Below are 22,213 nucleotides of genomic sequence, written 5' to 3' on the forward strand. Positions count from 1 at the left end.
TTACTTTGTTAAATTTTGTGTATGAACAAATTGTTGATATTTTTCATGGCTAGCAATCAAATCCTGATGAGTACCTACACCTGTAACACTACCATTATCAATAAAAATAATTTGTTCTGCTTTTTTAATTGTAGATAGTCTATGGGCAATCACGATTGTTGTTCTGTTTTCCATCAATTCTTCTAAAGCATCTTGAATCTTTCGTTCACTTTCGCTATCTAAATTAGCAGTTGCCTCATCCAATAATAAGATGTCTGGGTTTTTAACAAAACTTCTCGCAATATCTATTCGTTGACGTTGGCCCCCTGACAATTTTAAGCCTCGCTCACCAACGATTGTGTCATAACCATCTTCAAACGCTATAATAAATTCATGACAATTTGCTAATTTTGCATAGTAAATTAATTCCTCATTTGAAACTTCACGATTAATTCCATATAAAATGTTGTCTCTGATTGTACCATTCATCATTGAATTAGATTGCATAACATAACCAATTTTTTCACGCCAATCACCTAGATCTATATTATAAATCGATTGGCTACCATAAGTGATATCACCTTGTTCTATGTCATACATTCTCTCTATAATATTAAAAATTGTACTCTTACCTGAACCTGAAGGCCCCACAAAAGCAGTAATGCTACCAGAAGGTATATCAAAATTCACATTTGTAAGAATTGGTTTATTACCGTATTTAAAATGTACATTTTCAAATGATAAGTTACCATCGATGATTGGTTTAGCTTCTTCTAATTCAAATACTTCAGTAGGTTCTTCCATTATTTCATATATACGACTACTTGCCCCCACAGCCTTTTTATAATCTGTAACCAAAGTTGATAAATTGATGATAGGTTGTGTGAGTTGTATAACATAAAAAATCATTGCAATTAAGGTTCCAGCTGTAATTGCCCCAGTAGAAATTCGAATTGCACCAAATCCTAAGATAACTGCAATTGTTAATAACATAATCACACCTGATATAGGTTGTATGATAGCTGTAATCTTAGCTTGCTTTAGTCCTAAAAAGTATATTTCTTGTAAATTTTTATGCGCATTGTTTAACTCTGTTTTTTCTGTACGTGAAACTTTTACTAGGCGCATTTCTGTTAATACACGGCCTAGTAAACCACTGAAATTCGCAATCTCGGTCTGAGTTTTTTTAGAAATATTTTGCATAATTTTACCTAATGGAATCATAATTAATACAAATATAGGTATCGTGATAAAAGTTAGCAAAGTCATTTGCCAATCCATCACAAATAACATTATTAAAGAACCAATAATAGTCAACACAGAAGGTAATAAGTTTGGCAATTTTTGTGAAATAAATTCATTGATTACTTTTGTATCGTCTGTTAAACGACTCATTAATTGTCCACTTTCATTTTTATCAAAAAAAGGCATTTTTAAGTGAATTATGTGTTTCCATAAAACAGATCGAATCGCGTATATGATTTTCTCACCGATTTTACTCAATAAATACAGTCCTATACCACTAAGTAAAGCATTGATAATAAATATTGAAATAAATGCAGTGATAAACATCCAATTAATATTTTCAAAAGAAAATTTATCTACAAGTTTACCTGTAAAAAACGGAACTACTAGTCCTGTAATACTACCTAATGAAGAAATTAAAACAGCTATGATAATCAGACCAACAGGCCATGATAATTTTTTAAATAAGTAGAATAATGGATTCTCTTGATTCATGTCTAATTTACCTCTTCTAAAAATATTTTAAATTACCTCTTACTTATATTAATTATGAGCAGATGAATTTCGAAGTAATAAGTTAAATTAATTTCAACTTATTTTATCATGTTTTACACAATAATTTTCAATTAATTAGTTATTAAAAATATTCTTCTGTGTAACATTTTATAAACTACATACAATATGCTAAAATACTTCTATTGCAATAAAACAGAACATGTTAAGAGGGAATGTAATTATGAGAAAGTTAATTCTGGCAATTGTAACTGTACTCTTCGTCGGTTCAATTATAACACCTTTTGCCAAAGCTGAAACAGTAACACCTACACAGGCGGCAAATCAATATGGTTATAACGTTACTGATAATTATCAACCTGAAGGTGCAGTAAATATCGCTCAAACTGGTCAAATTCTTTATCAATATAATGCTGATAAAGAGTGGTATCCTGCTTCGATGAGTAAATTAATGACCATGTATTTAACACTCGAAGCAGTTAATAACGGGGATTTATCTTTAGATGATAAAGTTAAAATCACAGACAAACACTACAGAATGTCTACTTTACCTGAATTAAGTAATACCAAGCTTTATCCTGGAGAAACATACACGATTAAAGAGTTACTCCAAATCACAGTTTCAAATTCAAGCAATGCCGCAGCACTTATACTTGGACAAGAAGTATCCGGAAACCTGTCAGATTTTACAGATGCAATGAACAAAAAAGCAAAATCAATAGGTATGAAAGATACACATTTTGTTAATCCAACAGGCGCGGAAAACAAACAATTAAAAGACTTCGCACCTAAAAAATATAAAAATGAAGAAAATAATACATCAACAGCTAAAGATTTTACAATTTTAGCTCAACGTACCATTCAAGATACACCGAAAATTATTTATTTCACTAAACAATTAGCTCCAACCCAACACGGTGTTACATATTATACATTCAATCATTCTTTAGAAGGTGCGGATATGAGCTTAGAAGGTACTGATGGTTTGAAAACTGGTTCTAGTGATATTGCAGATTACAATCATACTATCACTACAAAAAGAGGTAACTTTAGAATTAATCAGACAATTATGGGTGCCGGTAACTATGACAACTTAGGCGGCGAAAAACAACGTAATATGATGGGAAATGCCTTAATGAACATGTCTTTTGATCAATTTAAATACCAAAAAATTATTTCTAAAGGCAATCACGAAATTAATGGGAAAACATATTATGTAGAAAAAGACTTATACGATGTGCTTCCAAAAGATTTTGATAAAAATGATTATAAATATGTAATCGAGGATGGTAAATTACATATTGAGTATGACCGTAAATTCATTTCTGAAAAATACGGTCCTCCAACAGTTAATGTAAGTAAACCAATCCTACATCAAACTACTACAGTTGTGAAAACGACGTGGGATGAACATCCAATTCTCACTTTATTAGGAACGATTTTAATCATAGCTGCAATCGCAATTATTATTTATCTTATTATCGAAACTTTCAAAAATAGAAAAAATCATAAATAAAGTACCCGAATATCAGTACCAAAATTCAGTCCCGAAAAGATGCTTTAATTTAGCAATCTTCTCGGGGCTTTTACTCTGTTGATAATTCGATGACTAAACAAATTGAGGCTGGGACATTATGAAGTCCCAGCCTCGCTTAATATATTTACTAAACATATGATTTATTAAAATTACAATTCATTATCGACAAATCATTGTCAATTTATTTTTCTGCATCACCATAAAGTTCTTTTTTGATTTTAGTAGTGGAAATGCCTTCTGTACGGTTAAGGTAAATCACTTCACATTTATCTTTCAAGAAGTCAAATTCACCTTCCCAGTCATGCCCCATTACAAAAGTATCGATTTCATAACGATCAACGTCTATCTCTTTTTGTCCCCATCCACTTTCAGGGATTACAAGATCAACATAACGAATAGACTCTAACATCATTTTTCGTTGTTCATAATTGTAATAAGACTTTTTATTTTTAATGCGATTAAATTCATCTGTAGATAATGCAACTACTAAATAATCGCCCATTTCTCTAGCTCTTCTTAATAATTCAATGTGACCATAATGTAATAAATCATACGTTCCATAAGTAATAACACGTTTCATACGCTCATACTCCTTAACAAAATTTAATTAAAATTTACATTTTTTAAAAGTATAGCACACTGATTTAAAGTTTACGAACTATACCCAAAATTCATTTTTTTAGTATTTGTTTTAATTTCAACTTGCCCCTGAATTTTACACGTTTCGGTAACACTTCAATTTGAAAACGGTAATAGTTCGGTCTACCAATGCCAACATTAAGTAATGCTTCTTGCCATTTTTTATATAATGATTTATTCCAGTTCTTACCACATTGTTCAACAACCTTAATTATTCTAAACATTGCCTCTCCTGCATAATTTGCTTCCTGCATATTATGCATATAAGTCGTTACAACATCTAAAAATGAGTCTGTTAGTTTTTTATTATTTGTGAGATATGCTTGAAGCAAATAACTGACAATGAGCTCATCCATACGATAACTATAATAAATCCTTTCTTCTCTTAACAACAATGTATCCATCACTCTATGTCTTACTTTAATCGCATCACTCATGTAATTTACAAATCGATCTGCTCTTTGAGCTGTGACTGACCCTTTTTCTTCATGATAACCATACACAATGAATGGTAATAATTGTACATCCCGCACTTTCTTATACGCTTTTATCATAAATGTATGTTCTTCGCAAAACACTACATCTTCATCAAATCGTAAGTCTTTGAATGTGGCACTGAATAACTTACCTCCAGGTCCGATAGACTGCATCATTTCAGGACATTGTGCTAAATTTACTTTATCAAATTTTTGTATTGGCTGATGCGTATAAAAACTTTGCCATGTGCCATTATTTAACCTACCAATTTGTCCTAATACAATATCTACATGTTCATCCTGTTGAAAGTAATCGGCCATAGCATCTATACTATTAGGCAAAAACACATCGTCTGCATCTAAAAACATAAAAGCATCACCTGTGACGTAGGCCAATGCATTATTTCTACTCATCGCTGCACCTTGATTTTCCTGATTAATAATCCGAATGTTTTTGTATGCTTTTTGTAATCTTTCTAAAACTTGTTTACTCTCATCTGTTGAACCATCATTGATACAAATAATTTCATAATCTTGCTTTGTATCTACAGAACTTATCGCTCTTTGAATTGTGTTTGCTGCATTATAAACGGGTATGATAATTGATATTTTCATGTTTTCACCATTTTCTCTATATGATTTATAACCTGATTCAAACTATTTTGATCATTATAGTCATGCCAATTTTTAAATAAGGGCTTTAATTCACTTGCGTGTGCTTGAAGTATATGAACGATGCCTTCTTCACTATATGCTTTATAAAGTTCTGGAATTTCATAATAATATGAATTTAGCCCCCGTACTTTTTCATAATTAGCTTCATCGTAGACATAAAATAGCGTTGGCTTATTTAATAAACTTGCCTCTATTGCTAATGAACTGTAATCTGTGATAATAACGTCCGCCATAATCATTAGTGATTGTAGATTTATATGATTTTGCTTATCTTGAGGTAAAGACGGATGCAATTTACTAATCAATGTATATGAAGGCAACGCTGTTTCAAAACGCACTTTATCAATAACTTGATTGGCTTGATGATGTTCGCGGTACGTTGGTACATAAAGTGCTAATTTATCCTTGATACCATATTGTGATTTTAATGCTTGTTGCTTTTGTTTGATGTCTAAATTCGTATATGGAACAAGCCGTGGCAATCCAGTTCTTAAAAACTGATTATCGCGTGCGCCAAATGAGACTTTAAAGCAATCCGCCATTGGCTCGCCCCCCACTAAATATTTATCAGTAGCCTGATAAACTTTTTTATATTGCTTCACCATTTTTTTATTATTTAAATCTACTTGGTGGTCAGTAAGTCCAAAATTTTTCAAAGCGCCAACAGCGTGCCAGGTTTGAATCATTGTCTGTTGTGATTTCTTTTTGAAACCACCAAATAATAAATAATATGTATCTATCACTATGATTTTTGCCGTACTCATCGCCTTTATATGTTTGAAGACTTGTTTATTGCCTGCAGGTATAAATGTCACATTGTCTAATCGTTCAACATGTTTTCTATTTATTTCCTTAGCAATCACTGTCACTTTATAAGATTTTCGATTTAATGCTTCAATAATTGGAATTACATCTTCAACAAATGTCATCATGACCACAATATGCTGTGGATCTATTTTTTTCTTTACATATATCAAATTTAAAAAGCTAATGATTGTCATATAAAGCTTTTTTATTAACTGTCTCAAATTTCCACCGCCGGTTATTATTTATTCTCTTTTATTATAGCTATTTTATATTTAAAATTATAGAAAAATCCTTTAACGACATTTAAGCCATCAAAGGATTTAATATAACACGTTTTTGTCTAAATTCCATTACATAAAGTCTGCAAAATGATCTCTATAACGCATATGCAAAATTGATCCTATAACAAATAAAAATACGATGATAAAGAAGTTATAGAATGTTAATTCCCAATGTGTAATAAAATACCATTCATTGTATAGAACAGATGCACGATACGCCTCAGCAAGATAATATATTGGATTTAGTTGCATAACATCTTTAACGATACCTTCTGGCGGTACAATTAAAATAGATGAAGCAAAGAATACCATTCTCATTAATGCTTGTATTGCTGGTTGTGTATCTTTTACTAGTACACCTAACGTAGAAGTAAACAGCGCTACTGTTGTAGTGAAAATTAGTGCAAACGGCACATATAAAAATAATTGTAATGTATAGATTGATGGATAATATCCGCCTAGCATACATAATAAAATAACAGCAACTAATAGTGCGATATGCCCATAGAACCTACTCATCACTATATATGATGGTATAATTGATAATGGGAAATTCATCTTAGCGACATGATTATATTTACTTGCGATGGATTTCGTACCTTCTAAAATACCTTGGTTCACAAAGAACCACATACTAATACCAACGAGTAACCAATAAATAAATGGCACACCCTCGATTGGATTATTAGTTCTAATTCCAAGACCGAATACAAACCAATAAACCATAATTTGCATTGCTGGATTAATTAATTCCCAAGCCATACCAAGGTAATTATTGGTGTTAGTAATTTTAACTTGGAACTGTGCTAACCTTTGAATTAGATAGAAATTTTTAAAATGCTCTTTTAAGACTACCCACACTGCACTCATTTAAATAAACCACACTTTCAATCAATTTGCTAATCATAATTATGCTATAAAAAAGACTTCATTCAAATCTAATATACGCTTTGTTATTAATCTTAACAACCTATATTTAATTAAGTAAATTAAATATTTTATGTGGTGAAAGCGGATGTGCTTACACATATGATTGTTGTATAATAGAAAAACAACTATGCTAAAATGACTTCATTTTAGTTGATTTTATAACTTAAATTCAGTAAACTTTAACAATTGTATAAGAACGTTATCTTAAAATTTGTACTCACTTACTTTACAATAGGTTAATAAATTTAACAACTAATATATAATATAATATACTATATACTATCTGCAAATAAGGAAGGTAAAATTATGAATGTATCGGTTAACATTGAACATGTAACTAAAGAATACCGTATCTATCGCAATAATAAAGAGCGTTTAAAGGATGCTTTAGTCCCTTTTAATAAAAATAAAACCTTTTATGCGCTGAATGATTTATCACTAACTGCATACGAAGGTGATGTTATAGGTCTCGTAGGCATCAATGGGTCAGGCAAATCTACGCTTAGTAATATTATTGGTGGATCCCTATCTCCTACTGCTGGAGATGTTGATCGCCACGGTGAAGTTAGCGTAATTGCAATTAATGCTGGTTTAAATGGACAGTTAACAGGTATTGAAAACATAGAATTCAAAATGTTATGCATGGGATTCACAAGAAAACAAATTAAAGAATTAACACCTGATATTATTGAATTCAGTGAATTAGGAGAATTCATTTATCAACCTGTTAAAAAATATTCTAGTGGTATGCGTGCCAAGTTAGGTTTCTCAATTAATATCACGACAAATCCAGACATTCTTGTCATAGATGAAGCATTATCTGTTGGAGACCAAACTTTTGCTCAAAAATGTTTAGATAAAATTTATGAGTATAAAAAGCAAGGTAAAACCATCTTCTTCGTTAGTCATAATATGAAACAAGTGCGTGAATTTTGCACTAAAATCGCATGGATAGAAGCTGGGAAATTAAAAGAATTTGGAGAATTAGACGAAGTCCTACCTGAATATGAAAAATTTCTGAATGGTTTTAAAAAATATTCCAAAGAGGAACAAAAAGCATTTAGAAATAAATTAGATAATTCAAGATTTGAAGTTAAATAATGTTATTACGTATTAAATGTAATAGATAACGACTGTCCAATTGCATAGCAATTTTAATGGACTGATAATCATCTCGTTAAACTAGTAATTGTAAAACATATCAAGCTCATTTTAGTAAAAAAACCGGCTATAGCTCAAACGATGCTATAACCGGTTTTTATTATTGCTTGGTTTTTTGCTTAATCACTTTAAATACAAATTTCGGTATTGCTTTCATTCTGCCAAACCGCTTCCAATCAATGATAAAACGATAAACCCATTCTATATTTAATTTGCGAAATATTTTTGGTGCTCTTTTTTTCGTTCCACTAAAAACTTCAATAGATCCGCCGACACCCATCAGTAACGTCTGTTTAAAATGATTATCATGACGTTCAATCCATTGTTCTTGCTTTGGATAACCCATACCAACGAAAACATAATCTGGATTAAATGAACTAACGTGTTTCAATACTGTTTCATCTTCTAAGTTAAAATAGCCATGATGATAATCAAAATTAATATTGGGGTATTTTTCACTTAATTGACTTACAGCTTTCACTACAACCTCGTCTTTTGCACCTAATAAAAAAACTTTTTGATAATTAGCATTAGCAATCTTTAAACACGCTTCCATTAATTCTATACCTGGTACACGCTCTTTCAATGGTTTTTTTAGCAATTTTGAAGCCATAACTACACCTGTACCATCTGGAATTACATAGTTTGCACTGTTGATCAACTTACGATAAATTGCATTTTCGGTAGCAAAATCAACAATTTCAGGATTAGCAGTTACAATAAATAAATTTTTGTCAGTTTCTGATTCAAAAAAAAGTTTTACGCGGTCACGCATTTCTGTCAGTGTTACATTATCAAATAAAACAGATAATACGTTTACCTTTTCTAATTGATTAGCTCTTGTCATGATTGGTTATCTCCTAACTCAACTCTTTTTCTCGATACGCTATAATATTTTCTTGTAATATGAATACAGTCACTCTCGCATATATTACAATATCCATAAAACCTAGGTCAAACAGTGTTGAGCGATAATATACGACAAAAGTCCAAATGCTTTATGGGTGTTCTTACTTTATACTGTTATATGTGAGATGCTGTTTTACCAATACCGTATCTCGTAAAACATCAAATAATCGTATTATACAAATGAGGTATTTCATGTCTAAACTACATGCATTTTTCAGCTCGTCTATTCAATTACATCTTTATTGGATTATTTTGGTTGCCATAATCTATATCATTATACATACTTATCGAAATAAATCCATAAACCAACTTTTAGATATTTATTTTAATTATATTCCTGTATTAACACATGAATTCGGCCATATATTATTTAATAAATTAAGCGGAGGCAAAGCAAGAGACTTAGTGATTGTCGCAAGACCATCAGAACGTCTAGCAACATCTCAACAAGGCTTCGCCATAACACAATCAAAAAATGGCCTCGGGCAGTCCATCACCACATTTGGTGGCTACGTTATGCCCCCACTTATGTTATATATAGGTTTTCTATCAACGCAATATCAATATCCAAGTTTATTTATCACTGCCTACCTATTAATATTTATATATTTTGTATGCTTAACTTCTAGAAAGTTGTTACCAATGTTCATCGTAATACTTTTGGTTTTTTTATTATATTGCTTATTTAAAAGTGAAAACCAATTGACGATACTTTATGTTGTAACTATCACACAACATTTTATATTAGGTGTTTTACTAGGAGAAGTACTTCAATCTTCTTGGACAATATTCAAATTAACTATCTCGACAGATGAAATCACTTGGGATGGTAGTACTTTAAAAACATTGACTCATATTCCAACTTTTATCTATAGCTTTATTTGGATAGCCATCAATTTATTTACAGTTTATCAATTATTCCGAGTGTATTTTATTCCTTAGACCGCTTCAAAAAAAGCGAAATCTAATTTTTATTTAGATTTCGCTTTTTCGTTTCAACTAAACTGTTAACTTTTAAATATGATTGCAATGCCACGCTTTTTCACATACTTTAAACAAATAATTTTACTAGATCAGTCTAAATATCAACTTAAAAATGCTAGTATTCAATTTATTATTTTTCCGCATAAATATGTTTAGCATTGTCATAACTCAGTACAGTCACTTTTTCTTCTTTCTGCACCATCATCACTTTATTCGTATCATCTTTATCTAATATTTTTATTTGTTCACCAATCAATATGGATTTACTCGTTAAATAAACTAATAATTCCGTTCTATCTCGCACACGTTTTATCGTCACTAGATCACCCGCTTCAAACGACAATAAATCTGTAGTATATATCTCTTTGTATTTATTGTCTCTAGGGATAACACCACCGTGTGGACAGGTTACTGGATAATCTAATAATTTATCTAACCGTTCAACAAATAAGTGTGAAACTTTATGTTCTAGTACCTCAGCTTCCTGATGTACCTCTTCCCAATTATATTCTAATATCTTAATTAAAAATAACTCTAATAATCGATGTCTTTTTATGATATCTAAGGTATATGTCAATCCTTCTTCTGATAGCTGCACACCTTTATATGGCTTCGTTTCTACAAATCCTGATTTCTCTAAACGATTCACCATTTCACTTACAGATGGTGGTTTGATATTTAAATACTGGGATAATGTCTTGTTTGAAACGAAAGAATGATCGCCATTATGGGTTAAAATTGCCTTTAAATAATCTTCTTTTTCTTCAGTTAGCATGGTTTCACCTCTCAAGTCATTCACTTTATTGTATCACGAATCTACTTGACACGCTAAAAGTTAATGTTATATTATAAATTAAATTAGGTTAGCCTAAAATTTAATTTAAGGAGGTAGAAAAATTTTAGAAATTAATAACTTAAATCTCACTTTGGGAAATAAACATGTCTTAGATAATATCAATTTAGAAATTCCCATAAAAGGTGAAATTATAGGTATTATGGGACCCAATGGAGCTGGTAAATCTTCCTTACTCAAATCAATTATTGGTGAATTCAAGTCAACAGGCATTGCTAACTTACATAACATTGCTATACAACAAACACTTAAAAATGTTACATATATCCCACAAAAAGCGCATATTGACTTAGACTTCCCAATTAAGGTAGAAGATGTTGTACTTTCGGGTGCTTACAAAGATATTGGTTGGTTTAGGTTTGTTACCCCTAAAACGCGAGCTAGACTTAATCAGCTGCTAACAACATTAGAATTGCAAGATTTAAGAAATCGACAAATTTCTGCACTCAGTGGTGGTCAATTACAAAGGGTTTTAGTAGCGAGAGCACTCATGACAGAAAGTACGCTCTATCTTTTAGACGAACCCTTTGTAGGTATCGATTTCCACAGTGAACAAATCATAATGTCTCAATTAAACGAGCTTAAAAAAGCCGGGAAATTACTTTTAATTGTTCATCATGATTTATCTAAAGCAGAAAAGTATTTTAATCGTGTTATTCTTTTAAACAAAACAATTCGTTTCTTTGGAGAAAGTCATGTTGCTATGCAACCAGAGCATTTAAACGAAACTTTCTTAAATCCCACACAAGAAGATCAAGAAAAGTCAGAATCGGCATAAATAGAAAGGAAGTAACACGATATGGAATTTTTTCAACACCTATTTGAATACAAATTTTTAAGCAATGCATTGATTATTTCAATTATTGTAGGAATCGTTTGTGGTACAGTAGGTTGCCTCATTGTACTAAGAGGTCTTTCCCTTATGGGAGATGCAATGAGTCATGCAGTTTTACCTGGTGTTGCGTTATCGTTTTTATTCGGCGTTCCTATGTTTATTGGAGCGTTAGTGACAGGTATGATTGCAAGTATCTTTATCGGATTCATTACTAAAAGTAGCAAGACCAAGCCTGATGCAGCTATAGGTATTAGTTTTACAGCATTTTTAGCTACCGGGGTCATTTTAATTAGTTTAATTAATAGTACCACCGACCTATATCATATTCTTTTTGGAAATCTATTAGCAGTTACACACGCTACTTTTTGGTCCACTGTCATAGTTGGTTTGATTGTTATGGTTTTAATCATAACTTTCTATAGACCATTAATGATTTCTACATTCGATCCAATTTTCAGTAGAATGAGTGGTTTAAACACTACATTCTTACACTATTTTGTTATGTTATTGCTCTCACTCGTTACAGTAGCAAGCATACAAACAGTAGGTATTATATTAGTTGTTGCATTATTGATTACGCCTGCTTCAGCTGCATTTTTAATCGCTAAAAAACTACATACGATGATGATCATTTCCAGTCTTATTAGTGTTATAAGTTCAATCGTCGGAATGTACTTTAGTTACATTTATAATATTCCAAGTGGTGCAACTATCGTCTTATGTGCGTTTATCATTTATATCATTATTTTCACTTGTAATAAAATGCAATTTTTCTCAAAAAAAGGAGCAATTTAATGAAAAAATTATTAACAATTACAATGATTCTTATATTATTTTTAAGTGCATGTGGCAAAGGAAACAACGATTCTACTTCGCAATCCAATGAAAAAATAAAGGTAGTAACAACAAACTCAATCCTTTATGACATGGTCAAAAACGTTGGTGGCGATAACGTAGAAATTCATAGCATCGTTCCAATCGGTCAAGATCCACATGAATATGAAGTAAAACCAAAAGATATTAAGGCATTAACTGATGCTGACGTTGTATTCTATAACGGTCTAAACTTAGAAACAGGTAACGGTTGGTTTGAAAACGCATTATCACAAGCTAATAAATCATATGAAGATGGCTCTGTTGTTAAAGTTTCAAAAAATGTTAAACCTTTATACTTAAACGGGGCTAAAGAAGGCGATGAATCAAAACAAGATCCTCATGCTTGGTTAAGTTTAGATAATGGTATTAAGTATGTAGAAGAAATAAGCAAAGCCTTGATTAAGAAGAATGACAAATATAAAGATGATATCCAAAGCAATACCAAAGATTACATAGCTAAATTAGAAGATTTGAAAAAAGAAAGTCACGATAAATTTAATGATATACCGAAAGAACAACGTGCGATGATAACAAGTGAAGGTGCTTTTAAATATTTCTCAAAACAGTTTGATATTAAACCTGGTTACATTTGGGAAATCAATACTGAGAAACAAGGTACACCTGAACAAATGAAACAAGCTGTAAAATTTGTACAAGACAATAACCTTAAACATTTACTTGTAGAAACGAGTGTGGATAAGAAAAGTATGCAAAGTCTAAGTGAAGAAACAAACTTAGATATTTATGGAGAGGTTTATACCGATTCTATAGGTAAGAAAGGTTCTAAAGGAGATTCATATTTTAATATGATGCAAGAAAATATCAATACTGTTCACGGAAGTATGGAATAAAATAAGGCTATTTAACCTACATTGTAGGTGAGTAGCCCCATACCGTACGTTTCCCTCCTAATGACGTACGGTATGGTGGTATTCAAGCCTTAAATCATCTATCTCCCTTAACTCCATCAATGGTTGGCTCCTCCCCCCATTGATGGAGATTTTTTTAGTCTTACTTTTCAGCTTTGCTGAATTAGTAAGACTTATGCATGAGCTTTGCTCAGGCGTTCTCCCTTTATACTTTTCAGCTCTGCTGAATTAGTAGGATTGATGTACAACTAAAATCATAATAAAAAAAGACTAATCCACCAAAATGGATTAGTCCTAATTTTTTAAAAGAAGTTGCATCTCACAACTTCTTTCATCTGAGCATGAAGTAAAGTTGCCAACCATTTACTTTAATCTGTTAAACTATCAACGATAATCATCTCATCATAATTAATCGCTTCACGTAATTTTAGCGCAGTAACTTCACTAATTTCTTCGTCTTCAGTAAGTTGATTCAGAACACGACGCTGTTCTCTAAGTGCACCCAATTTAATTTTAGTGATAGAAGTTTCACTTTTTGGATTAAAGAAGTTAGAAGGTGTTAAGTTTTCAATTCTCATTAAATAACTATCACAAATCATGCCTACTTCTAATTTATTTTCTTCAGTCGTTTCTTTACCTAAACGACTAACTACGCGATAATGCACGGTCCTCATAACATTAGAAATTTCTCTCAAGTTTTCAATCACTGATAACGAGGATGCTGCATTCGTTCTCACTTTAGTTTTAATTCTACTTTTTAAAATAAATGTTTTTAATTCCACTTTAATACGTTGAATTAGAGAAGATTGTTTATAAACCTGAGTACGTTCCGCATAGCGCATATAGTTATCTAAGATATTTGTTGTTATATCACCATTAGATACCAAACTATTCAACGTATTATTTTCAACATCAAAAGCGATTTTTTGTAACCGTTCTAACTCTTTGGTATTTTCATCTTCGTTCTCAACGGTTTTAAGAAATGCTAATTTATCATGATATTCTTTAATAACATTACCATATAGATAACTAGATTCTTCAGAAGATAATTTATTTAAGTGTTCTATAACATTTTCTAAAATATATACCCTTGCTTTTTTAAAGCTCATACCGTGTTGTTTTGGTTGAACCGCATTAGGTGTCACAATAGGTAGCACAAATTGTGCAATAATTAAACTTATAATGACCATACCGGATGCGATAAATAATAAGTCATCTCTAAATACAAACGAATGATGATCTGCCAACATATAAGGTAATGTTAAGGCTATCGCTAAAGAAATTGTCCCATGTACACCACACAACGTCATAATAAAAGCATACATACCACGTTTCGGTGGTTTCTCAGTGACTTTCGTATTGTCTTCATAATTCGTAAGTATTTTTTGGAATGGACTGATTGGTAAATAAAAATAAGGATATAAAACAAAAACCCATAAAAATCTAAATAAATATATTGCTAAAGCAATTAAAACTGTAACTACAATTAGAAAAATAAAATTATGGGGTTCATTTTCTATAATTCGACCAACAAGTTCTGGAACTAAAAATCCTAAAATAGAAAAAACAAAACCATTTAATGCATAGCCCAATATATTCCAGGTATGGTTATAACTCATTTGTAATCTAGTACGTGCTTGTGCAATTCGGTCGCGTTCAAAACCATGTACCAAACCTGCTACTACAGCTGCAATAATACCTGAAGAATGAAACATTTCAGCAACGAGATATGTAATAAAAGGCGTCACAAGCTGTATAAATGTAAACATATTTATATTTTCTATACCTCTTCTGGAAAGTGATACTCTAAACCTAACGAGTGCTACGCCAATAATTAAACCGACAATAAATCCACCAATTGAGGATACTAAAAATTGTTCAACTGCATTCACCATTGAAAAGCCACCCGTAATCAATGCAGCTACAGCAATTTTAAAAGATATGATACCAGCAGCATCATTTAATAATGATTCACCTTCTAAAATTGTCATAGAGCCTTTGGGTAGTACTTTACCATTCGTAATTGCTTGAACAGCAACAGCATCAGTTGGACATAAGATTGCAGCTAGCGCAAACGCGGCAGCTAATGGAAGCTCAGGCCAAATCCAATGTACAAATAAGCCAACTACGATTACAGTAGTTACTACAAGACCTAATGCCATCATTAAAACCGGTTTGATATAACGCCTTAAATGCACACGAGAGACTTTTACACCTTCAACAAATAATAGCGGTGCTATCAAGGCAACCATAAATAATTCCGAATCAAAATGGAACTCGACAGGAACTGGTGTAATATACAGTAACATACCGAGGATAATTTGAATAAAAGCTAAAGGAATTTTAGGTAATAGTATATGCACTAAAGAACTTGCGATTACTACCGCTAAAAATATAAGTATCGTTTCGAATATTTGCATGGTTTCACCTCTTTTCAACATTTAAACTTTCATAATTGTTGAGGTTGAAACAAAAATACAATCGTTTATTTATGAACATATTGTGTCTCAAACTCTTACATATCCTTGTTTATATGAACAATGATGTTTACCAGATATGTATTTTTTTACATTAACACAATTACAAATATATATAATTTTATCATTTTTTTAGTAGTCACTAAAATGTATTGCACTTCAACCATGATAAAATTTTGTTATTTCACAAACGTCAATACTAACAAAACATTTATAACGTTATATATAAATAGCGGATTAGAGATCAAACTTAATTTTGATTTCTAACCCGCCTAGTCTAGTAAATAACCTACAAGTAGGTTGTATTTAAATTAATACTTATCTTGTTCTTTTTCATTAATTTTATGTCTACGCTCTTCACGTATTTGAGCACGTTTTTTCAATTGTTCAAATGTGTCATTTTCCGAAGCGCTTAATAAGATACTTGTTTGTTTAGGTGCATCACTTTTCCTATACATATAAGCGCCTGTTCGGTATGCTGCTCTAGATATTAAGTGTCCACCTACTGGAGAAGTCAAATTGATAAATACCAATGCTAAAATCATCCTAACACTTAAATAACCTTGTGAAGAAATGAAATAAATGACAACACCTACCAGCGTTAACAATACCGATAATGTAGAACTTTTCGTAGAGGCATGACTTCTTAAAAATACGTCTTGGAACTTAATAAGACCAATTGCACTAATCAAAGCTATAATACTGCCCAAGAACATCATAAACGCTGCAATTAAATTAACGATTTCGCTTGTTATTTGCATTAAAGACATGCCCCCCCTCTATAAATCTTGAAATAGAAACGGTGCTTACAAAGGAAATGATCGCAATCAACAAGATAGAATCTAAGAAAGAAAAAGTACCAAAAACAATACTTAACACACCAACCGTTGACATTAATATGGCACTAGCAGTATCAAATGCAACCACCCTATCAGCCGTCGTTGGTCCTTTTACTAACCTAAACAACGTTAAAATAAGTGCGATACCAAACAAAATAATTGAACTTGTTATAAAGAAATTTATCAGTGATTCGATCATTCTGCCACCTCCAATATGAGACCTTCATATTGTCTAATACTTTTAAGCAGTTTCTGTTTTTCTTTTTCAGAGATATCAATTGCATGTATAAAAATCTTTTTTCTTTCCTTTGAAATTCTAATAACTGTGGAACCAGGTGTAATTATAATTAGAATCGTTAAAAATGAAACTTCCCAATCTGTTTCTAAAGTCGTTTCATATCTAACTAAACCAGGATTTAAGTCTTTCGTTTTAAATAAAATGTAGTTGATTGTGGTCATACTTGATGTAATTAACTGATATAAGTATACCGTTAAAAATTTAAATGCTACCCAAACTTTTTTTAAATAAAATTGTTGGCCAAAAAAACGATGTAGTATATAAATAACTACTAAACCAATTAGATAACCTGAGAAGAAGGTAGAAGCTTTAAATGATTCTTCATCTTGAAATAGCACCCATAAAAATGCAATGACCATATTAAGTAAGACTTGTCTCATTATTTCTCCTCCTTCACTAAATGAGGATTGACCATTTTTTCATATAATCCATCATCCATATTTAAATGGGTAGCATTATCAGTTACTTTGAAAATCAATGGTGCCGCTAGTCCCATACCGATAATTGCTGCTACAAGAATGCCGATTAAGCCTTTACGATATCTAGGAATTGGTTTGAAGTCTATATGTTCACCTTTATCAGAATTACCTAAATACATTGTGAAGAAAATTCTAAACAAGCTAAACATACCAATTAGACTAGTTAAAATCATCAAAGTTAAACCAATATAATTACCATTTTCAACAGCACCTTTAAAAATAAACACTTTTCCAGGGAAACCACTAAATGGTGGCACACCACCAATTGCTAAAATCATTACCACAAATGCTACACCAAAGAATGGTTCTCTTTTAGCTAAACCATATAAATTTTTATATTGTCGATAACCAGTAATATATACTAAGCTACCAATGATAAAGAATAGCAATGTTTTTACAACAATATCATTTGTCAGATAAAAAATAGCACCATTGACACCTGAAATTGTATTTGATCCTAGACCTAAAATTATAAAACCAATAGAAAGAATAACTTGATATGCTGCTATTTTTTTAATATCTCGATAAGCTAAGACGCCAAATGCACCAATTAACATTGTTATACAAGATAAGACAACCAATAGTGGATGTGTAATACCACTATAATTATCAAATAACAGTGTGAAGAAACGAATCAAGGCATAAGCGCCTACTTTTGTCATTAATGCTGCAAATAATGCTGCTAACTCAGTGTTTAAAACAGCATATGCTTTCGGAAGCCACATAAATAATACAAGCGCAGCTTTGGCACCAAATGCAATTAAAAACACCATTGAAATAATTACTACTGAACTTTCTCCTTGCATCTCAGTTAGTCTTTGCGCTACTAAAGCAAAGTTTAAGGTGCCAGTAAGTTTGTATAATAAACCGATGCCTAATAATAACAACCAAGAACCTAAAATATTAAGTACAACGTAAATAATAGCTGCACGTAACTGTTCAACTGATTGTCCTAACGTAATTAACACAAATGACGCAAGCAACATTACCTCAAACATGACATATATATTAAATAAATCTGCAGTTAAAAACGAACCAATAACGCCTACTGTTAAAAACAGAATAAAACTCGGTAAGTAATAACGAATTGCTCTTTTTTCTCTGCTACCAAAACCATATGCCATAATTAACGTAACGACAAAACTCGATGTCGTGACCATGAGTAAACTCAATGAATCACCAACAAATTGAATTCCATAAGGTGCTTTCCAGCCACCAAAATCTAAAGCGATTGGCTTATGTTGCATAACATAAATCAATAACAATAAAGATATGATTGTCGTAATAGACATTGTGCCAATTGAAAAAATTCTTGATAATCTGCTATGTGTACGGATAAATACCAGTACAAGCGCACAAATTGCTGGCAGAAGTAATGGCAGAATCAACAAATTACTCATCATTATCGTCATCACCTCTTAACACATCAATTTCATCTTCTTTAGTAACTCGATATGTTCTATATACGAGCACAAGTAAAAACGCGGTCATGGCAAAACCTATCACAATAGCAGTCAATACAATAGCTTGCAACAATGGATCTACGAAATTTTTACTACCTTCACCAATAAGTGGTTCTACCATATTCTTACCATAGCGACCCATGCTCATGATAATTAAATTTCCTGCGTGTGTATAAATTGAAATACCTATGACGATACGGATTAAATTGACTGATAATATCATATACGTTCCTATAAATATTAAGAAGCCAATCACCATTAACAATATCAAATTCATGAGCGACCACCACTTATGGATAGCATAACTGTTACTACAACGCCTACGACCGCTAAAACAATGCCAGCTTCAAAAAGCGTAACAGTTGTTAAATGTACTTCACCTAATATCGGTAATTGAACGTATGCATCTGTTTGGTAAAGGAACGGTTTACCAAAGAACATTGGTATGACAGCAGTAGCAAATGATACTAAAGACCCGGTGATCATTAATATTCTAAAATCAAGTGGTAAAGCGACTAATACTTGTTTAACGTCGAAGGCCAAGAACATAAGTAAAAATGCAGAACTGAATACAAGTCCACCGATAAATCCACCGCCAGGATTATTATGTCCTGCTAAAAATAAGTAGAACCCGAATGTTAACAATATAAATACAACAATTTTAGTAATTGTTCGTAAGACTACATCATTCTCTTTCATCTTGACCCCTCCGTTCTTTAAAGTTAAGTAATGTATAGATACCCAAACCAGCGATGATTAATACCATACCTTCAAATAAGGTATCCATAGCACGAAAATCACCAAGAATAGCATTTACAATATTTTTACCGCCTGCAAGTTTATATGCATCGTGATAAAAAGTTGAAATCGTTGGCATAGTTTGACCCTGCTGAGCAATGAAAACAAGTGTAACTACAGTAATCGCCATCATTAATGAAACAATAATCTTAACAGCTTCTCGTTTCTTATGAACTTTTGAACGTGGTACGTTTGGTAAGCGTGAAAAACTTACAATAAACAATATTGTAGTTATTGTTTCTACCACTAATTGCGTCAGCGCTAAGTCTGGTGCTTTCATTAAAATGAAGAATATCGTTACACAATAACCAATAATACCGTTTAATATTACCATCGTTAAACGTTGACGAATAAACGTTAAAGCAATACCTAGAATAAATACAACAATTAACGTGATGATTTCTAATGGGCCAAATTCACTGACATGTATCTGTTTAACGTCGGGAAATCCAGCTTGGATGATCCCATAAACAACTACTATGATGAAAACCGCTAACGTTAATATAATATAATGATTCAAACGGTTATTCATCAATGTACGAATACTATAACCTGAATAATTTTCAAACTGTTTATATGAGTCTAAATAAACATCTGTTATAGATTTGACTCTAATTTTTTCGGATTGTTTTTTCCAATCAATTTTAAGCGCTGCTATAAAACCTACAACAATCACAATGAAACTTAACAACAGCGGTAAATTAAATCCATGCCATTGTGATATATGCGGTGCAATATTATCTACTTTTTCTCCAATTGTGATACTTCGTAATGCCGGTAAAATAATATGATGTCCAAATATATTTGGCACAAAAAACACAATAGGCAACAAAATCATCATAATTGCAGAAGGTAGTGTAAATAAAAATGGTTCATGAGGACTTTGTACTGGTGAATCATTATGTTTAAAGTCTCCCCAGAAAACTTCCTTAATCATGTAAACTGCATAAATAAGCGTGAAAATACTAGCAACAACACCTATCACTGCAATAATGATTGTTAAAATGATATTAAATTGAGGTAATTGGTATGAACTTACCAAACCATCAAAAAACATTTCTTTACTTAAGAAACCATTAAGAAATGGGATACCAGCCATAGATAAAGCTGAAAGTAACATAACTACATGTGTAATTGGCAGTACTTTTCTTAATCCAGACAATTTACGTATATCCCTCGTACCTGTTTCATGATCAATGATACCAACGCCCATAAACAAAGCACCTTTAAATAACGCATGATTCATCAAATGGAAAAGACCTGCGAAGAGAATAAGGCTGTAAACTTTAGATAGTTCACCAGTGGTATGTTGTGCAAAGCCTCCACCGAGACCGACCATAGAAACAATCATACCTAGTTGACTGATTGTAGAATAAGCTAAAATACCTTTTAAATCATATTGTCGAGTGGCATTAACCGCCCCAAAAATCATTGTTATCAATCCAACAAAAGTGACACAATAAATATAAAAATCACTTAGCCCTAAAACAGGCGTAAATCTAAATAGTAAAAATATACCTGCTTTTACCATTGTGGCAGAGTGTAAATAAGCACTCACGGGTGTCGGTGCTTCCATGGCTTTTGGTAACCAAATATGGAAAGGAAATTGCGCTGATTTAGTAAATGCACCTAAAAGCAACAAGATAATAATTGGTATAAACAACTGACTATCAGCTATTTTGTCACTTTGCGCAATGATCGATGTAATAGAATTTGTACCCGTAACAATATAAATCATGATAAAACCTGTTAATAGTGCAAGACCACCAAAAACTGTGATCATAAACGATTGGATAGCACCAAATTGACTTGCACCTTTACTGTACCAGTAAGCAATAAGTAAGAAAGATGATACACTCGTCAATTCCCAGAATACATACATCAAAATTGTATTATTTGCTGTAACAATACCAAGCATACTGAACATAAATAACAATAAGTATATATAAAAACGCGGTAAATGATCATGTTCTTTTGATAAGTATTGTGTAGCATAATAAAACACTGCTAGTCCAATGAGCGATATTAACAAACTAAAAAATAAACTTAATCCATCTAGTCTAAAATCTATATTTATATCCAATAATGTGAGCCAAGGGATTTTAATTGATACAAATTGCCCCTTCATTACTTGTGGCAATTGCCATAGAAAGTAAACAGAAGAAATGATTGGAGCGATTAAAGCGATTGGCCCAGCAAATTTATGAAATTTTCGTTTCGTCATTGTGAGCAAAAGTACCATCATAATTAAAATAATCGCACTCAGTATATAAACTAAACTCATCCTATA

The 22,213-nt window shown here is 31.8% G+C and carries 21 protein-coding genes; 6 read left to right on the forward strand and 15 right to left on the reverse strand.

Going from position 1 to position 22,213, the window contains the following annotated elements; all coding sequences use genetic code 11:
* Positions 1–1,719 (reverse strand): ABC transporter ATP-binding protein, encoded by a 1,719-nt coding sequence (locus tag KA856_RS11525; protein WP_210138707.1) that lies wholly within the window; start codon positions 1,717–1,719, stop codon positions 1–3.
* 241 nt (positions 1,720–1,960) lie between these two features.
* Between KA856_RS11525 and pbp4 the strand changes: the two genes are divergently transcribed.
* Complete coding sequence (gene pbp4, locus KA856_RS11530) at positions 1,961–3,253, forward strand: penicillin-binding protein PBP4 (protein WP_107385252.1); 1,293 nt, start codon at positions 1,961–1,963, stop codon at positions 3,251–3,253.
* Between the two features lie 202 nt (positions 3,254–3,455).
* Here the strand turns inward: pbp4 and tagD are convergent, their stop codons facing one another.
* The 4 genes from tagD to KA856_RS11550 all read right to left on the reverse strand — a co-directional run bounded on the left by tagD (position 3,456) and on the right by KA856_RS11550 (position 7,022).
* The gene (gene tagD, locus KA856_RS11535) at positions 3,456–3,854 is read right to left on the reverse strand and encodes a glycerol-3-phosphate cytidylyltransferase (RefSeq protein ID WP_019468395.1); all 399 of its coding nucleotides are present in this window, start codon (positions 3,852–3,854) and stop codon (positions 3,456–3,458) included.
* Positions 3,855–3,945: 91 nt separating this feature from the next.
* Positions 3,946–5,004 (reverse strand): glycosyltransferase family 2 protein, encoded by a 1,059-nt coding sequence (locus tag KA856_RS11540; RefSeq protein WP_210138708.1) that lies wholly within the window; start codon positions 5,002–5,004, stop codon positions 3,946–3,948.
* Complete coding sequence (gene tarB, locus KA856_RS11545; RefSeq protein WP_107385250.1) at positions 5,001–6,092, reverse strand: teichoic acid glycerol-phosphate primase TarB; 1,092 nt, start codon at positions 6,090–6,092, stop codon at positions 5,001–5,003. Before tarB ends, KA856_RS11540 begins: the two co-directional genes overlap by 4 nt.
* Positions 6,093–6,221: 129 nt before the next feature.
* Positions 6,222–7,022 carry an ABC transporter permease gene (locus KA856_RS11550; protein ID WP_107385249.1) on the reverse strand — a complete coding sequence of 267 codons (801 nt, stop codon included), beginning with the start codon at positions 7,020–7,022 and terminating at the stop codon, positions 6,222–6,224.
* A 366-nt stretch (positions 7,023–7,388) separates the two neighbouring features.
* Here KA856_RS11550 and tagH point away from each other — a divergent pair, with 366 nt between their 5' ends.
* The gene (tagH, locus tag KA856_RS11555; RefSeq protein WP_107384674.1) at positions 7,389–8,183 is read left to right on the forward strand and encodes a teichoic acids export ABC transporter ATP-binding subunit TagH; all 795 of its coding nucleotides are present in this window, start codon (positions 7,389–7,391) and stop codon (positions 8,181–8,183) included.
* A gap of 160 nt (positions 8,184–8,343) precedes the next feature.
* Here tagH and tarA read toward each other — a convergent pair whose 3' ends face one another.
* Positions 8,344–9,090 carry an N-acetylglucosaminyldiphosphoundecaprenol N-acetyl-beta-D-mannosaminyltransferase TarA gene (gene tarA / locus KA856_RS11560; protein ID WP_107384673.1) on the reverse strand — a complete coding sequence of 249 codons (747 nt, stop codon included), beginning with the start codon at positions 9,088–9,090 and terminating at the stop codon, positions 8,344–8,346.
* 254 nt (positions 9,091–9,344) lie between these two features.
* On the opposite strand from tarA, the gene KA856_RS11565 reads away from it, so the two are divergent.
* A complete protein-coding gene (locus KA856_RS11565) occupies positions 9,345–10,094 on the forward strand; it encodes a M50 family metallopeptidase (protein ID WP_181187674.1) in 750 nt (249 codons plus the stop codon).
* Positions 10,095–10,266: 172 nt separating this feature from the next.
* On the opposite strand, the gene KA856_RS11570 is transcribed toward KA856_RS11565, so the two are convergent.
* Positions 10,267–10,911 carry a metal-dependent transcriptional regulator gene (locus KA856_RS11570; protein ID WP_107504939.1) on the reverse strand — a complete coding sequence of 215 codons (645 nt, stop codon included), beginning with the start codon at positions 10,909–10,911 and terminating at the stop codon, positions 10,267–10,269.
* Between the two features lie 121 nt (positions 10,912–11,032).
* On the opposite strand from KA856_RS11570, the gene KA856_RS11575 reads away from it, so the two are divergent.
* Genes KA856_RS11575 through mntC form a run of 3 tightly spaced genes read left to right on the forward strand, consistent with a single transcriptional unit; the run spans position 11,033 to position 13,551 of the window.
* Positions 11,033–11,767: a metal ABC transporter ATP-binding protein gene (locus KA856_RS11575; RefSeq protein ID WP_107384670.1), complete on the forward strand. Its 735-nt coding sequence runs from the start codon at positions 11,033–11,035 to the stop codon at positions 11,765–11,767.
* A gap of 21 nt (positions 11,768–11,788) precedes the next feature.
* On the forward strand, positions 11,789–12,619 hold the full coding sequence (locus KA856_RS11580; protein WP_107385981.1) for a metal ABC transporter permease: 831 nt from the start codon (positions 11,789–11,791) through the stop codon (positions 12,617–12,619).
* Positions 12,619–13,551: a manganese ABC transporter substrate-binding lipoprotein MntC gene (gene mntC, locus KA856_RS11585; protein WP_107385982.1), complete on the forward strand. Its 933-nt coding sequence runs from the start codon at positions 12,619–12,621 to the stop codon at positions 13,549–13,551. The genes KA856_RS11580 and mntC overlap by 1 nt, the downstream gene beginning before the upstream one ends.
* Positions 13,552–13,937: 386 nt before the next feature.
* Here the strand turns inward: mntC and KA856_RS11590 are convergent, their stop codons facing one another.
* The 8 genes from KA856_RS11590 to KA856_RS11625 all read right to left on the reverse strand — a co-directional run bounded on the left by KA856_RS11590 (position 13,938) and on the right by KA856_RS11625 (position 22,207).
* A complete protein-coding gene (locus KA856_RS11590; RefSeq protein WP_107384667.1) occupies positions 13,938–15,989 on the reverse strand; it encodes a cation:proton antiporter in 2,052 nt (683 codons plus the stop codon).
* Between the two features lie 368 nt (positions 15,990–16,357).
* On the reverse strand, positions 16,358–16,807 hold the full coding sequence (locus tag KA856_RS11595; RefSeq protein WP_019468407.1) for a Na+/H+ antiporter subunit G: 450 nt from the start codon (positions 16,805–16,807) through the stop codon (positions 16,358–16,360).
* Positions 16,782–17,084 carry a Na+/H+ antiporter Mnh2 subunit F gene (mnhF2, locus tag KA856_RS11600; protein WP_019468408.1) on the reverse strand — a complete coding sequence of 101 codons (303 nt, stop codon included), beginning with the start codon at positions 17,082–17,084 and terminating at the stop codon, positions 16,782–16,784. The genes KA856_RS11595 and mnhF2 overlap by 26 nt, the downstream gene beginning before the upstream one ends.
* Positions 17,081–17,563, reverse strand: coding sequence for a Na+/H+ antiporter Mnh2 subunit E (mnhE2, locus tag KA856_RS11605; RefSeq protein ID WP_040029960.1), 483 nt, complete (start codon positions 17,561–17,563; stop codon positions 17,081–17,083). Before mnhE2 ends, mnhF2 begins: the two co-directional genes overlap by 4 nt.
* On the reverse strand, positions 17,563–19,065 hold the full coding sequence (gene mnhD2, locus KA856_RS11610) for a Na+/H+ antiporter Mnh2 subunit D (protein WP_107386494.1): 1,503 nt from the start codon (positions 19,063–19,065) through the stop codon (positions 17,563–17,565). Before mnhD2 ends, mnhE2 begins: the two co-directional genes overlap by 1 nt.
* Positions 19,055–19,402, reverse strand: coding sequence for a Na+/H+ antiporter Mnh2 subunit C (gene mnhC2, locus KA856_RS11615; protein ID WP_019468411.1), 348 nt, complete (start codon positions 19,400–19,402; stop codon positions 19,055–19,057). The genes mnhD2 and mnhC2 overlap by 11 nt, the downstream gene beginning before the upstream one ends.
* Positions 19,399–19,824: a Na+/H+ antiporter Mnh2 subunit B gene (mnhB2, locus tag KA856_RS11620; protein ID WP_107384665.1), complete on the reverse strand. Its 426-nt coding sequence runs from the start codon at positions 19,822–19,824 to the stop codon at positions 19,399–19,401. The genes mnhC2 and mnhB2 overlap by 4 nt, the downstream gene beginning before the upstream one ends.
* Complete coding sequence (locus tag KA856_RS11625; protein WP_210138709.1) at positions 19,811–22,207, reverse strand: DUF4040 family protein; 2,397 nt, start codon at positions 22,205–22,207, stop codon at positions 19,811–19,813. The genes mnhB2 and KA856_RS11625 overlap by 14 nt, the downstream gene beginning before the upstream one ends.
* Positions 22,208–22,213 lie beyond the last annotated feature (6 nt).

It is taken from the genome of Staphylococcus sp. GDB9P120P (assembly GCF_017893435.1).
Taxonomy (GTDB): Bacteria; Bacillota; Bacilli; order Staphylococcales; family Staphylococcaceae; genus Staphylococcus; species Staphylococcus cohnii.

Excerpts from the sequence above, each read along its gene's own strand:
- KA856_RS11550 (WP_107385249.1), bottom strand. The coding sequence starts at position 7,022 with ATGAGTGCAGTGTGGGTAGTCTTAAAAGAGCATTTTAAAAATTTCTAT.
- KA856_RS11590 (WP_107384667.1), bottom strand. The coding sequence starts at position 15,989 with ATGCAAATATTCGAAACGATACTTATATTTTTAGCGGTAGTAATCGCA.
- KA856_RS11625 (WP_210138709.1), bottom strand. The coding sequence starts at position 22,207 with ATGAGTTTAGTTTATATACTGAGTGCGATTATTTTAATTATGATGGTA.
- mnhF2 (WP_019468408.1), bottom strand. The coding sequence starts at position 17,084 with ATGATCGAATCACTGATAAATTTCTTTATAACAAGTTCAATTATTTTG.
- mnhD2 (WP_107386494.1), bottom strand. The coding sequence starts at position 19,065 with ATGATGAGTAATTTGTTGATTCTGCCATTACTTCTGCCAGCAATTTGT.
- KA856_RS11565 (WP_181187674.1), top strand. The coding sequence starts at position 9,345 with ATGTCTAAACTACATGCATTTTTCAGCTCGTCTATTCAATTACATCTT.
- KA856_RS11580 (WP_107385981.1), top strand. The coding sequence starts at position 11,789 with ATGGAATTTTTTCAACACCTATTTGAATACAAATTTTTAAGCAATGCA.
- KA856_RS11525 (WP_210138707.1), bottom strand. The coding sequence starts at position 1,719 with ATGAATCAAGAGAATCCATTATTCTACTTATTTAAAAAATTATCATGG.
- KA856_RS11570 (WP_107504939.1), bottom strand. The coding sequence starts at position 10,911 with ATGCTAACTGAAGAAAAAGAAGATTATTTAAAGGCAATTTTAACCCAT.
- mnhB2 (WP_107384665.1), bottom strand. The coding sequence starts at position 19,824 with ATGAAAGAGAATGATGTAGTCTTACGAACAATTACTAAAATTGTTGTA.
- pbp4 (WP_107385252.1), top strand. The coding sequence starts at position 1,961 with ATGAGAAAGTTAATTCTGGCAATTGTAACTGTACTCTTCGTCGGTTCA.
- mntC (WP_107385982.1), top strand. The coding sequence starts at position 12,619 with ATGAAAAAATTATTAACAATTACAATGATTCTTATATTATTTTTAAGT.
- tagH (WP_107384674.1), top strand. The coding sequence starts at position 7,389 with ATGAATGTATCGGTTAACATTGAACATGTAACTAAAGAATACCGTATC.
- tarA (WP_107384673.1), bottom strand. The coding sequence starts at position 9,090 with ATGACAAGAGCTAATCAATTAGAAAAGGTAAACGTATTATCTGTTTTA.
- KA856_RS11540 (WP_210138708.1), bottom strand. The coding sequence starts at position 5,004 with ATGAAAATATCAATTATCATACCCGTTTATAATGCAGCAAACACAATT.
- mnhE2 (WP_040029960.1), bottom strand. The coding sequence starts at position 17,563 with ATGAGACAAGTCTTACTTAATATGGTCATTGCATTTTTATGGGTGCTA.
- KA856_RS11595 (WP_019468407.1), bottom strand. The coding sequence starts at position 16,807 with ATGCAAATAACAAGCGAAATCGTTAATTTAATTGCAGCGTTTATGATG.
- mnhC2 (WP_019468411.1), bottom strand. The coding sequence starts at position 19,402 with ATGAATTTGATATTGTTAATGGTGATTGGCTTCTTAATATTTATAGGA.
- tagD (WP_019468395.1), bottom strand. The coding sequence starts at position 3,854 with ATGAAACGTGTTATTACTTATGGAACGTATGATTTATTACATTATGGT.